This window comes from Nocardioides ultimimeridianus (assembly GCF_054777895.1).
Window position 1 is genome coordinate 267,098 of sequence record NZ_BAAHAB010000009.1, and the last position, 13,180, is coordinate 280,277.

Annotated in this window: 9 protein-coding genes and 1 tRNA gene; 2 read left to right on the forward strand and 8 right to left on the reverse strand. The window is 70.4% G+C overall.

What is annotated here, in order from left to right:
- Positions 1-18 precede the first annotated feature (18 nt).
- Together ACYU8V_RS09835 and ACYU8V_RS09840 are read left to right on the forward strand one after the other, a co-directional pair.
- Positions 19-102: transfer RNA gene (locus ACYU8V_RS09835), tRNA-Leu, on the forward strand.
- 41 nt (positions 103-143) lie between these two features.
- On the forward strand, positions 144-923 hold the full coding sequence (locus ACYU8V_RS09840) for a transcriptional regulator (protein ID WP_460847001.1): 780 nt from the start codon (positions 144-146) through the stop codon (positions 921-923).
- Here the strand turns inward: ACYU8V_RS09840 and pyk are convergent, their stop codons facing one another.
- The 8 genes from pyk to trpC all read right to left on the reverse strand — a co-directional run bounded on the left by pyk (position 924) and on the right by trpC (position 13,076).
- Positions 924-2,387 (reverse strand): pyruvate kinase, encoded by a 1,464-nt coding sequence (gene pyk / locus ACYU8V_RS09845; protein ID WP_460847002.1) that lies wholly within the window; start codon positions 2,385-2,387, stop codon positions 924-926.
- Positions 2,388-2,506: 119 nt separating this feature from the next.
- Positions 2,507-3,988 carry a glutamate synthase subunit beta gene (locus tag ACYU8V_RS09850; RefSeq protein WP_460847003.1) on the reverse strand — a complete coding sequence of 494 codons (1,482 nt, stop codon included), beginning with the start codon at positions 3,986-3,988 and terminating at the stop codon, positions 2,507-2,509.
- Complete coding sequence (gene gltB / locus ACYU8V_RS09855; RefSeq protein WP_460847004.1) at positions 3,981-8,537, reverse strand: glutamate synthase large subunit; 4,557 nt, start codon at positions 8,535-8,537, stop codon at positions 3,981-3,983. The genes ACYU8V_RS09850 and gltB overlap by 8 nt, the downstream gene beginning before the upstream one ends.
- A 144-nt stretch (positions 8,538-8,681) precedes the next feature.
- The gene (gene lgt / locus ACYU8V_RS09860; RefSeq protein ID WP_460847005.1) at positions 8,682-9,647 is read right to left on the reverse strand and encodes a prolipoprotein diacylglyceryl transferase; all 966 of its coding nucleotides are present in this window, start codon (positions 9,645-9,647) and stop codon (positions 8,682-8,684) included.
- Position 9,648: 1 nt separating this feature from the next.
- Complete coding sequence (locus tag ACYU8V_RS09865) at positions 9,649-10,248, reverse strand: SCO family protein (RefSeq protein ID WP_460847006.1); 600 nt, start codon at positions 10,246-10,248, stop codon at positions 9,649-9,651.
- On the reverse strand, positions 10,241-11,062 hold the full coding sequence (trpA, locus tag ACYU8V_RS09870; protein WP_460847007.1) for a tryptophan synthase subunit alpha: 822 nt from the start codon (positions 11,060-11,062) through the stop codon (positions 10,241-10,243). Before trpA ends, ACYU8V_RS09865 begins: the two co-directional genes overlap by 8 nt.
- Positions 11,059-12,294: a tryptophan synthase subunit beta gene (trpB, locus tag ACYU8V_RS09875; protein WP_460847008.1), complete on the reverse strand. Its 1,236-nt coding sequence runs from the start codon at positions 12,292-12,294 to the stop codon at positions 11,059-11,061. The genes trpA and trpB overlap by 4 nt, the downstream gene beginning before the upstream one ends.
- Entirely contained in the window at positions 12,291-13,076 is a 786-nt protein-coding gene (gene trpC / locus ACYU8V_RS09880) for an indole-3-glycerol phosphate synthase TrpC (RefSeq protein ID WP_460847009.1), read from the reverse strand. Before trpC ends, trpB begins: the two co-directional genes overlap by 4 nt.
- Positions 13,077-13,180 lie beyond the last annotated feature (104 nt).

A 13,180-nucleotide genomic window follows, 5' to 3' on the forward strand; every position in this document is an offset into this window, starting at 1 on the left:
GGATAGAGTTGCCGCGAAGCCGGGTTGGCGGAACGGGCAGACGCGATGGTCTCAAACACCATTGCCCGAAAGGGCGTGTGGGTTCAAGTCCCACACCCGGCACCGAGAATTGCGATGTCGGAGGCGGCACAGACACTGATCCTGTGCCGCACATCCGGTCGATGGCCGTCGTGGAGTCCGCCCTCGCCGACTCCGATGCCGGCATGCGCGACGCCGACAACGCCGCGAAGCACGGGGTCGCGGTCAAGACCATCAGGCGATGGCGCCGTCTCTACCAGCGACGCGGCCTCCCCCGCGGCCAGGCGCACACATCGGTCCCCTGCCCGGTCTGCGAGGACGGCACTCTCGATGGCGGCGCCTACGCCGAGCTCCTCGGCTGGTACCTCGGCGACGGCCACATCTCCCGCGGGCGCCGGGACGTCTTCAACCTCCACATCTTCAACGACCTCCGATACGCCGAGGACAACCTCCGGCTCCAGGAGCTCATGCGCGCCGTGAAGCCCGGCGGCCGGCCCCACACGCGGCTCGCTCCCGGCTGCGTGATCACCACGGTCGGCTGGAAGCACTGGCCATGCCTCTTCCCCCAGCACGGCCCTGGCCGCAAGCATGAGCGGCCGATCGTGCTCGAGGACTGGCAGAGCGCGATCGTCGAGACCCATCCAGGACAGTTCCTGCGCGGCCTCTTCCACTCCGATGGTTGCCGCGTGATGAACTCGACCACCAAGCTGATCGCGGGCGAGCCGAAGACCTACTGGTACTCCCGCTGGCAGTTCGCGAACGCGTCGACCGACATCCGCGAGCTGTGCTGCTGGGCACTGGACCTGGTCGAGGTCGCCTGGCGCCAGTCCAACCCGAGAGTGATCAGCGTCAGCCGCCGAGACGCGGTCGCCCGCCTTGACGCGCTGATCGGCCCGAAGACCTGATCAGGACCGGCGTCGGTACGCCGGGGCCACCTCGTTGATGGCATCGCCCATCCGGTGGATGCGCAGGGCGTTGGTGGAGCCGGGGATGCCGGGCGGGCTGCCGGCCACGATGACGACCAGGTCGCCCTCCTGGACGCGACCGATGCGCAGCAGCTCCTCGTCGACCTGGCGCACCATCTCGTCGGTGTGCTCGACGGAGAGCGTCTTGAAGGACTGCACGCCCCACGTCAGCGCGAGCTGCGAGCAGGTGCGGTCCTCGGGGGTGAAGGCGAGGACGGGGATCGAGCTGCGCAGGCGCGCGAGCCGCTTCGCGGAGTCACCCGACTGGGTGAACGCCACGATCAGCTTGGCCTCGACCCGCTGAGCGACCTCCTCGGCGGCCTTGGTGATGACACCGCCGCGACTCCGGGGCTTCCACTTGATCCGCCCGAAGCGGCTGAAGTTCAGGTCGACGAGCGCGTGCTCCTCGGTGGCCTCGATGATCTTCGCCATCGTCTCGACGGTGACGATGGGGTACTCCCCTACGCCGGTCTCGCCGGACAGCATCACCGCGTCCGCGCCGTCGAGCACGGCGTTCGCGACGTCGCTGGCCTCGGCACGGGTGGGCGCCGGACTGGTGATCATCGACTCCAGCATCTGCGTGGCGACGATGACCGGCTTGGCGTTGCGACGGGCCGCGACGATGACCTTCTTCTGCAGGAAGGGCACCTCCTCCAGCGGCATCTCCACGCCGAGGTCGCCGCGCGCGACCATGAAGCCGTCGAAGGCGTCGACGACCTCGTCGAGGGCCTCGATCGCCTGCGGCTTCTCGATCTTCGCGATCACCGGCACCTCGATGCCCTCCTCGCGCATGATCACCCGGACGTCCTCGGCGTCCTTGGCGTTGCGCACGAAGCTGAGCGCGATGAAGTCCACGCCGAGCCGCAGCGCGAAGCGCAGGTCCTCGGTGTCCTTCTCGGACAGGGCCGGCACCGACACCGCGACGCCGGGCAGGTTGATGCCCTTGTTGTTGCTGACCCGGCCCGCGACCTCGACCTCGGTCATCACGTCGGTGTCGGAGACCTCCATGACCCGCAGCCGGACCTTGCCGTCGTCGATGAGCACCGGGTCACCGGGGCGTACGTCGCCGGGCAGCCCCTTGTACGTCGTACCGCAGATCTCGGCGTTGCCGTCGACGTCGCGGGTGGTGATGCACCACCGCTGCCCCTCCTCGAGCAGCACCGGGCCGCCGGAGAACCGCTCCAGACGGATCTTCGGGCCCTGCAGGTCGGCGAAGATGCCGACCGCCTGGCCGGCCAGCGCGGCCGCATCGCGCACCCGCTGGTAGACCTGGGCGTGCTGCTCGTGGCTGCCGTGGCTCATGTTGAGCCGGGCCACGTTCATGCCCGCCGCCACGAGCTCGCGGATCCTCTCCTCCGAGCTGGTCGCAGGTCCGATGGTGCACACGATCTTGGCTCGTCTCACGCATGAAGCCTAGTGGGCGGCGGGCCATCGCCAGAAGGCGCCGGCGTACTGGCCGGTAGCCGGAGAAGACGACGGGACCCGGCCGCCGAAGCGGCCGGGTCCCGGTGGTTCGTGACGGCTCAGGCCATCAACGGACGGGCCGTCGGCGGGATGGGCGCCGGCAGCGTGGTCGACCCGGTGAGGTACTTGTCCACCGCGGCGGCGGCGGACCGGCCCTCGGCGATCGCCCACACGATCAGCGACTGGCCGCGGCCCGCGTCGCCGGCGACGAAGACGCCGTCGACCGAGGTCGCGTAGTCGTTGTCGCGCTTGACGTTGCCACGCTCGTCGAGCTCGACGCCGAGCTGCTCGACCAGGCCCTCCTGCTCCGGGCCGAGGAAGCCCATCGCGAAGAGGACCAGCTGCGCCGGGATCTCCCGCTCGGTGCCCTCGATCGGCTTGAAGTCAGGGCCGACCTCGGTGACCCGCAGCGCGCGGACGTTGCCGTCCTCGTCGCCGAGGAACTCCGCGGTCGAGGTCGCGTAGACGCGCTCGCCGCCCTCCTCGTGGGCCGAGGAGACCCGGTAGATCATGGGGTACGTCGGCCACGGCTGGTTCGCCGGACGGTCGTCCGCCTGCCCGCTGGAGTCGGCCGGACGCGGCATGATCTCCAGCTGGGTGATCGACGCGGCGCCCTGGCGGATGGAGGTGCCGAGGCAGTCGGCACCGGTGTCACCGCCACCGATGATCACGACGTGCTTGTCCGTGGCGAGGATCTGGTCCTCGACGGTCTCGCCACGCGCGACGCGGTTGGCCTGCGGCAGGAACTCCATGGCCTGGTGGATGCCCTTGAGCTCGCGGCCCGGGGCCGGCAGGTCGCGGGCGACGGTCGAGCCCATGGCGAGCACCACGGCGTCGTACCGGTCCCGGAGCGCGGCGCCGGTCAGGTTGCCCTGGCCGACCTCGACGCCGGTGCGGAAGACCGTGCCCTCGCGGCGCATCTGGTCCAGCCGGCGGTCGACGTGCGACTTCTCCATCTTGAACTCGGGGATGCCGTAGCGCAGCAGGCCACCGGGCTCGTCGGCCCGCTCGTAGACGGCCACGGTGTGGCCGGCCCGGGTCAGCTGCTGGGCCGCGGCCAGACCGGCCGGACCGGAGCCGACGACCGCGATCGTCTTGCCCGAGAGCCACTCCGGCGGCTGGGGCTTGACGTTGCGCTCGTCCCAGGCCTTGTCGATGATCGAGACCTCGATGTTCTTGATCGTCACCGGGTCCTGGTTGATCCCGAGCACGCAGGCGGTCTCGCACGGAGCGGGGCAGAGGCGACCGGTGAACTCCGGGAAGTTGTTGGTCGCGTGCAGCCGCTCGATGGCGGCGTCCCAGTCGTTGCGCCAGACCAGGTCGTTCCACTCCGGGATGATGTTGCCCAGCGGGCAGCCCTGGTGGCAGAACGGGATGCCGCAGTCCATGCAGCGGCTGGCCTGGGTGGTGATGATCGGCAGCAGCGTGCGGCCGATCCCGCCGTCGGGGTAGACCTCCTGCCAGTCCTGCACGCGCTCCTCGACGGGACGACGCGTGGCGACCTGGCGGCCACTCTTGAGGAAGCCCTTCGGGTCAGCCATGGAGCACCTCCATAATGCGGTTCGCGACGGCGGCGTCGTCGAGGCCCTCGGCCTCGGCAGCAGCCTTCGTCTCGAGAACGATGCGGTAGTCGCGCGGCATGACCTCGGTGAACCGCGTCAGCGCGGCGTCCCAGTCGGCCAGCAGCGCCTCGGCGACCTCCGAGGCGGTCTCCTCGTAGTGCGCGGTGACGAGCGACTTCAGCTCCTCGGCGTGCTCGGCCGGGACCGGGCGCAGCTCGACGAGCTCCTTGTTGACGCGGAACTCCTTGAGGTCGAGCACCCAGGCGATGCCACCGGACATGCCGGCCGCGAAGTTGCGCCCGGTCCGCCCGAGGACGGCCACCCGGCCACCGGTCATGTACTCGCAGCCGTGGTCGCCCACGCCCTCGGTCACGACGGAGGCACCGGAGTTGCGCACGCAGCACCGCTCGCCGACACCGCCACGGACGAACATCCGGCCCGCGGTGGCGCCGTACGCGATGGTGTTGCCCGCGATGATGTGCTCGTCGGCCTTGAACGTCGCGGTCCGGTCGGGCCGGATCGCGATCCGGCCGCCGGACAGGCCCTTGCCGACGTAGTCGTTGGCGTCGCCCTCGATGCGCAGCGTGATGCCGTTGGGCAGGAACGCACCGAAGGAGTTGCCGGCCGAGCCGGTGAAGGTGATGTCGATCGTGCCGTCGGGAAGCCCGGCGCCGCCGTACTTCTTGGTGACCTCGTGGCCGAGGATCGTGCCGACGGTGCGGTTGACGTTGCGGATCGGGAGCTGCGCGCGCACCGGCTCGCCGCTCTCGATCGCGGGCTGCGCCAGCGGCACCAGCTGGGTGACGTCGAGCGACTTGTCCAGACCGTGATCCTGTACGCCGGTGTTGCGCACCGCCTGGTCCGGGAAGTGGGTCTCGGAGACCTCGACCTTGTGCAGGATCGGGGACAGGTCCAGGCCCGCGGCCTTCCAATGGTTGATCGCCTCGACGGTGTCGAGCGCCTCGACCTGGCCCACGGCCTCCTCGATGCTGCGGAAGCCCAGCTCGGCCAGGATCTCGCGCACCTCCTCGGCGATGAACTCGAAGAAGTTCACGACGAACTCCGGCTTGCCGTTGAAGCGCTCGCGCAGGACGGGGTTCTGCGTGGCCACGCCCACCGGGCAGGTGTCCAGGTGGCAGACGCGCATCAGGATGCAGCCCGAGACCACCAGCGGCGCGGTCGCGAAGCCGAACTCCTCGGCGCCCAGCAGGGCGGCGATGACGACGTCCCGGCCGGTCTTGAGCTGGCCGTCGGTCTGGACGACGATCCGGTCGCGCAGGCCGTTGAGCAGCAGCGTCTGCTGGGTCTCGGCGAGGCCGAGCTCCCAGGGACCACCGGCGTGCTTGAGGCTGGTCAGCGGGGAGGCGCCCGTGCCGCCGTCGTGACCGGAGATCAGGACGACGTCGGCGTGCGCCTTGGAGACACCCGCGGCGACCGTGCCGACGCCGACCTCGGAGACCAGCTTGACGTGGACCCGAGCCGCCGGGTTGGCGTTCTTCAGGTCGTGGATCAGCTGGGCCAGGTCCTCGATCGAGTAGATGTCGTGGTGCGGCGGCGGGGAGATCAGGCCCACGCCGGGCGTGCTGTGCCGGGTCTTGGCCACCCACGGGTAGACCTTGTTGCCGGGCAGCTGGCCGCCCTCGCCGGGCTTGGCGCCCTGCGCCATCTTGATCTGGATGTCGTCGGCGTTCGTGAGGTACTCCGAGGTGACGCCGAAGCGTCCCGACGCCACCTGCTTGATCGAGCTGCGACGCTCCGGGTCGTAGAGCCGCTCCGGGTCCTCGCCGCCCTCACCGGTGTTGGACTTGGCGCCCAGCCGGTTCATGGCGATGGCGAGGTTCTCGTGCGCCTCCTGGGAGATGGAGCCGTAGGACATCGCACCGGTCGAGAACCGCTTGACGATCGACTCGACCGACTCGACCTCGCTGATGTCGATCGGCGCCCGGCCGAACGCCGCGGCGTCCTTGAACTTGAACAGGCCGCGCAGCGTCATCAGCCGCTCGGACTGGTCGTCGACGAGCTTCGTGTACTGCTTGAAGATGTCGTAGCGACCGGTCCGGGTGGCGTGCTGGAGGCGGAACACCGTGTCCGGGTTGAACAGGTGCGGCTCGCCCTCGCGACGCCACTGGTACTCGCCGCCGATGACCAGCTCCCGGTGGGCCGGCGCGATGCCGTCCTTCGGGTACGCCATGGCGTGGCGGGCCGCGACCTCCTTGGCGATGTCGTCGAGGTCGATGCCGCCGAGCTTGGAGGTCGTGCCGGTGAAGTACTTGTCCACGACCTGCTGGGACAGGCCCAGCGCCTCGAAGATCTGCGCGCCCGTGTACGACGCCACGGTGCTCACGCCGATCTTGGACATCACCTTCACCACGCCCTTGCCGAGCGCCTTGATCAGGTTCTTGACCGCGACCTCGGGGTCGGTCTTGACGAAGTAGCCCTCGCGAGCGAGGTCCTCGACGGTCTCCATGGCGAGGTAGGGGTTGACCGCGGCGGCGCCGTACCCGATGAGCAGGGCGACGTGGTGGACCTCGCGGACGTCACCGGCCTCGACCAGCAGGCCGACCTGGGTGCGGGTCTTCTCGCGCACCAGGTGGTGGTGCACCGCACCGGTGAGCAGCAGCGACGGGATCGGCGCGAGCTCGGCGGTGGAGTGGCGGTCGGACAGCACGATGATGCGCGCGCCCTCGGCGATCGCCGCGCTGACCTCGGCGCAGATCTCGTCGATGCGGGCCGCCATCGCCGCGCCGCCGCCCTCGACGTCGTACAGACCGCGCGAGACGTGGGTGACGAAGCCGGGCATGTCGCCCTCGCGGTTGATGTGCCGCACCTTGGTCAGGTCGTCGTTGGAGATGACCGGGAACGGCACGACGATCTGACGACACGACGCGGGGGTCGGCTCGAGCAGGTTCGACTCCGGGCCGATGGTGCCGTTCAGCGAGGTGACGAGCTCCTCGCGGATGGCGTCCAGCGGCGGGTTGGTGACCTGCGCGAACAGCTGCGCGAAGTAGTCGAACAGCAGGCGCGGCTTGTCGCTGAGCGCGGCGATCGGCGAGTCGGTGCCCATCGAGCCGAGGGCCTCGCCACCGGTGTTCGCCATCGGCGACAGGATGACCCGCAGCTCCTCCTCGGTGTAGCCGAAGATCTGCTGGCGCCGGGTGACCGAGGCGTGGGTGTGCACGATGTGCTCGCGCTCGGGGATGTCGTCGAGGTGGACGATGCCGGCGTGCAGCCACTCCCCGTAGGGGTGCTCGGCCGCCAGCGCGGACTTGATCTCGTCGTCCTCGACGATCCGGTGCTCCTCGGTGTCGACCAGGAACATCCGGCCGGGCTGCAGCCGGCCCTTGCGGACCACCTTCGCCGGGTCGATGTCGAGCACGCCGGCCTCGGAGGCCATCACGACCAGGCCGTCGTCGGTGACCCAGAAGCGCGACGGGCGCAGGCCGTTGCGGTCCAGGAGCGCACCGATCTGGGTGCCGTCGGTGAACACGACCGACGCGGGGCCGTCCCACGGCTCCATCATCGCGGCGTGGAAGCGGTAGAAGTCCCGCTTCTCCTGGTCCATCTCGGTGTGGTTCTCCCACGCCTCGGGGATCATCATCAGCACCGAGTGCGGCAGGGAGCGGCCGCTGAGGTGCAGCAGCTCGAGGACCTCGTCGAACGAGGCCGAGTCCGACGCACCCGGGGTGCAGATCGGGAAGAGCCGCTCCAGGTCGCCGGGGATGACGTCGGAGGCGAGGAGCGCCTCGCGGGCCCGCATCCAGTTGCGGTTGCCCATCACGGTGTTGATCTCGCCGTTGTGCGCGATGAACCGGAACGGGTGCGCCAGCGGCCAGCTCGGGAAGGTGTTGGTCGAGAACCGCGAGTGCACGACACCGATGGCAGAGGCCATCCGCTCGTCACGCAGGTCGGGGAAGAACTCGTCGAGCTGCTCGGTGGTGAGCATGCCCTTGTAGCCCAGCGTGCGGCTGGAGAGCGACGGGAAGTACACGTCGGTCTCGTGCTCGGCACGCTTGCGCAGGCAGAAGGCCAGCCGCTCCAGCGCCATGCCGGTGACGCGCTGGGTGGCACCCTGCACGAAGAGCTGGGAGAAGGTCGGCATGACGTCGCGCGCCATGACGCCGAGGATGTCGGGGTTGACCGGGACCTCGCGCCATCCGATGACGGCCAGACCCTCCTCGACCGCGATCTCCTCGATGCGCTGGCGGGTCTTGGCGACCTGCTCCTCGTCACCGGGGAGGAAGGCCGTGCCGACGGCGTAGCTGCCGGGGGCCGGCAGCTCGAAGCCGGCGACCGAGCGCAGGAAGGCGTCCGGGACCTGGATCAGGATGCCCGCGCCGTCGCCCGAGTTGGGCTCGGCACCTGCGGCACCCCGGTGGTCCAGGTTGCGCAGGGCGGTCAATGCCTTGGCCACGATGTCGTGGCTGGCCTCTCCGGTCAGCGTCGCAACGAAGGCGACGCCACAGGCGTCCTTCTCGTGGCGCGGGTCGTAAAGACCCTCCGGCGGTGGGAACGCGTGCTGGTAGGGCACCAGAGTTCTCCCGTCGACTCGTCTCCTGCCTGGTTCCGACGTCATTGCACGTCAGGGACAGAAGAAGGTGGGGCGCAGGGGACAGCATTGGCCCACGCGGCGGAAAGGTCAGGTTACCACCGCGAAACCTCGCGGCGCTCCCCGCTATTCGCCGGTGGACTCCTCGGTGACCACCGTCTCCACGTCGGCGTCGGCGCCGCGATCGGCGTCGCCATCGGCCTCGGACTCCTCCGCCGCGGGCTCCCTGCCCTCGACGTACGGCGCCGGACCGGGGCCCGGGTGCCGCTTGCGGGACAGCCAGAAGTACGTCGCCCCGCCCAGGAAGCACAGGATCGAGACCCAGTCGTTGAAGCGCAGGCCGAGAACATGTTCGAGCTGGACGTCGTCGATCCGGAGATATTCGATCCAGAAGCGGCCGACGGTGTAGATCATCACGTACGCCGCCATGGTCCGTCCCCAGCCCAGCCGGAGCTTGCGCTCCAGCCAGAGCAGCAGCACGAAGCCGGCGAGGTTCCACAGGCACTCGTAGAGGAAGGTGGGGTGGAACAGGGTGCCGGGCGCGAAGTCGCAGGCGCTGCCGTTGTAAGGGTGATCACAGCTCTGCGGGTAGTGGTTCGGGTCGATCTGCAGGCCCCACGGCAACGTGGTCGGACGGCCGTACAGCTCCTGGTTGAACCAGTTGCCCCAGCGGCCGATCGCCTGCGCCACCAGCAGGGCGGGGGCGACGGTGTCGGCCATGGCCGCGAACCGGATCCCCTTCTGCCGGCAGCCGATCCAGGCGCCCAGGGCGCCGAGCAGCACCGCACCCCAGATGCCGAGGCCGCCGCGCCACACGTAGAGCGCGGTGACCGGGTTCTTGCCGTCGCCGAAGTACTTCTCCCAGTCGGTCGCGACGTGGTAGAGCCGCCCGCCGACCAGGCCGAAGGGCACGGCCCAGATGGCGATGTCCTGGACGTCGCCGTACGTGCCACCGCGGGCCTTCCAGCGCCGCTCGGCGATCCAGATGGCCGCCACGATGCCGGCGATGATGCACAGCGCGTACCCCCGCACGGGGAAGGCGCCGATGTGCCACACGCCCTCGGAGGGGCTGGGGATGGAGAGTACGGGCACGTCAGTCCTCGCTCAGCAGGGTGTGGATGTCGGAGGCGAACTCGGGGGCGGTCGTGCCCTGCTTCCAGAGCACCACGGCCTTGCCGTCCTCCATGCCGAGGACGAGGGTGGTGTGGCCGCCGAGGTCGTAGCCGCCGCTCGGCAGCAGCTTGCCGCTGCTGATGTAGATGTGGAACGGGGTGGCCACCTTGATGATCGACCCCAGCGAGCCGGTGAGCCCCACGAAGTCGGTGTTGTAGCCGTCCAGGTAGCGCCGCAGGACGCTCGTGGTGTCCCGCGCCGGGTCGGAGGTGATGAAGACCATCCCGGTGTCGGCGCGGTCGCTGCTGTCGAGGGAGTTGAACGCCGCCGCGATGTTGTTCATGGTGATCGGGCAGAAGTCCGGGCAGTGGGTGTAGCCGAAGAACACCAGCGTGAGCTTGTGGTCCTCGGTGTCGCCCGCCAGGGAGTACGGCGCCCCGCTGGTGTCGGTGAGCTTCAGCGGCGAGGCCGGCCACACGTGCTCCAGGCGATCTCCGGAGAACGTCGTGTCCTTGCTGCCGCACCCGGCGAGGGCCAGCGCGGCCACGAGGGAGAGCGCGACGGCGACGGTCCTACGCACGCACCGCTCCCCGGCCTCCTCGGACTCCCTGCGCCAGCTCCTCGGTGAGCGCGGCGAGGGCGGCGGTGCCGGCGGCGAGGTCGCCGGCGTTCTGCTGGACCGCGCGCACGAACGCCGAGCCGACGATCACCGCATCGGCGTACTGCGCCAGCGCGGCGGCCTGAGCACCCGTGCTGACTCCGACACCGACCCCGACCGGGACGTCGGTGGTGGCCTTGGTGCGCGCGATCAGCGGCGCCACACCCTCGGCCGTCGCCTGCGTGGTGCCGGTGACGCCCATGATGCCGGTGGCGTAGACGAAGCCCCGGCAGGCGGCCGTAGTGCGCGCGATCCGCTCATCGGTGCTCGAGGGCGCCACCAGGAACACCTTGTCCAGGTCGCGCGCGTCGGCGGCGGCGATCCACTCCTGCGCGTAGTCGGGCGTGATGTCGGGGGTGATCAGCCCGGCGCCGCCGGCGTCGTACAGGTCCTGCGCGAAGCGCTCGACGCCGCGCTGGGCGACGGGGTTCCAGCTGGTCATCACCAGGGTCGGGGTGCCGGTCTGGGCCACCGCCTCGACCACCCGGAACAGGTCGTCGACACGGAAGCCTCCGTCCAGCGCCTGCTGGACGGCCGCCTGGATCGTCGGTCCGTCCATCACCGGGTCGCTGTAGGGCAGGCCGACCTCGATGATGTCGCAGCCGGCCGCGACCATCGCCTTGAGCGCGGCGATGCTGCCGTCGACGTCGGGGAAGCCGGCGGGGAGATAGCCGACGAGCGCGGCCCTGTCCTCGGCCCGGGCCCGGTCGAAGGCCTCGGAGACGGTGTGGGTCACTCCGCCACCTTGCCTGCCCGGCCCAAGCCGAAGTACTCCAGCGCGGTGCCCATGTCCTTGTCGCCGCGTCCGGAGAGGTTGACCAGGATCGTCTGCCCCGGCCGCTCCTTCGCCACCCGCAGCGCCCCGGCGACCGCGTGGGCCGACTCGATCGCCGGGATGATGCCCTCGGTCTCGGCGAGCGTGCGCATGGCCGCCATCGCCTCGGCATCGGTCACCGGGAGGTATGTCGCCCTGCCGGCCGCCGCGAGCGCGGAGTGCTGCGGGCCGACGCCCGGGTAGTCCAGCCCGGCCGAGATCGAGTGCGACTCGACGGTCTGCCCGTCCTCGTCCTGCAGCACGTAGGTGCGGGCGCCGTGCAGCACGCCGATGCTGCCGGCGAAGATCGTCGCGGCGTGCCGGCCGGTCTCCACCCCGTCACCGCCGGCCTCGAAGCCGTAGATCGCCACGTCCGGGTCGTCCACGAAGCCGGCGAAGAGCCCGATCGCGTTGGAGCCCCCACCGACGCAGGCCGCGATCGCGTCCGGCAGGGCGCCGTACTGGTCCAGGCACTGCTGGCGCGCCTCGTCGCCGATGCCGCGCACGAAGCTGAGCACCAGACTGGGGAACGGGTGCGGGCCGGCGGCGGTGCCGAACAGGTAGGCGGTGTGGTCGACGCTGGCCACCCAGTCGCGCAGGGCCTCGTTGATGGCGTCCTTGAGGGTCGCGCTGCCGGACTCGACCGGGATGACCTCCGCGCCGAGCAGCTGCATCCGCGCCACGTTGAGCGCCTGGCGCTCGGTGTCGACGCGGCCCATGTAGACGGTGCAGTCCAGGCCCAGGTAGGCGGCCGCCGTGGCCGATGCGACGCCGTGCTGGCCGGCGCCGGTCTCGGCGATGACGCGCTTCTTGCCCATCCGCTTGGTCAGCAGCGCCTGGCCGAGCACGTTGCGGATCTTGTGCGCGCCGGTGTGGTTGAGGTCCTCGCGCTTGAGCAGGATGCGCGCGCCGGCGAGCTCGGAGAGGCGGGTCGCGTCGTAGAGCATCGACGGCACGCCGGCGTACTCGTGGAGCAGGCGGTCGAACTCGGCGGTGAAGGCCGGATCGGCCATGGCCCCGCGCCAGGCCACGTCGAGCTCGTCGAGCGCGGCGATCAGCGCCTCGGGCATGAACCGCCCGCCGAACGCTCCCTCGCCGCCGAACCAACCGGCCGCGTCTGCGTCGAAGCGGGCAGGGGACGTATCGAGATTCATGCGGTGATTCCTGTCATCGCGGCGACGGCCTCGCGGGGCGAGCCGTCCTTGACCAGTGCCTCGCCGACCAGCACGGCGCGGGCCCCTTCGCCCACGAACCGCTTCACGTCGACGGGGCTGAAGATGCCGGACTCGGCCACCTTGACCCGGTCCTCCGGGATCAGGGGGGCGAGGCGGCCGAAGGTGTCGCTGTCGATCTCGAGGGTCTTGAGGTTGCGGGCGTTGACGCCCACCAGGTCGGCGCCGAGCGCGACGGCGCGCTCGACCTCCCCCTCGTCGTGGACCTCGAGGAGCACGGTCAGGCCGAGGTCCGTCGCTGTGTCGAAGAGCGTGCGCAGCTCGCCGTCGTCGGTGATCGCGCTGCACATCAGCAGCGCCAGGTCGGCCCCGTTGGCGCGCGCCTCGACGAGCTGGTACTCGGTGACGATGAAGTCCTTGCGCAGCACCGGGGTGTCCACGGCGGCACGGACCGCGCGCAGGTCCTCGAGGCTGCCGCCGAAGCGGCGCTGCTCGGTGAGCACGCTGATCGCGGCCGCTCCCCCGGCGGCGTACTCCTGCGCGAGGGCGGCCGGGTCGGGGATGTCGGCGAGCGCGCCCTTGCTGGGGCTCTTGCGCTTGACCTCGGAGATGACGCTCGAGCCGGGCCCGCGGAAGTGGGGCATCGGGTCGCGTGGCGCGGGGGCGTCGGCGAGCCGGGCGCGCAGCTCGGCGAGGGGCAGCGCGGCCTCGCGTACGGCGAGATCCTCGCGGACCCCCGCGACGATCGCGTCGAGCACCGACATCATGCCTCCGTCCGCTCAGGGAATTTCTTCGGGAACACCCGAAATCTGCTGGTTTGAGTGTGTCACGCAGCGGCTAGGGTCAGGTGCACTGCCCGGGTCTTGGC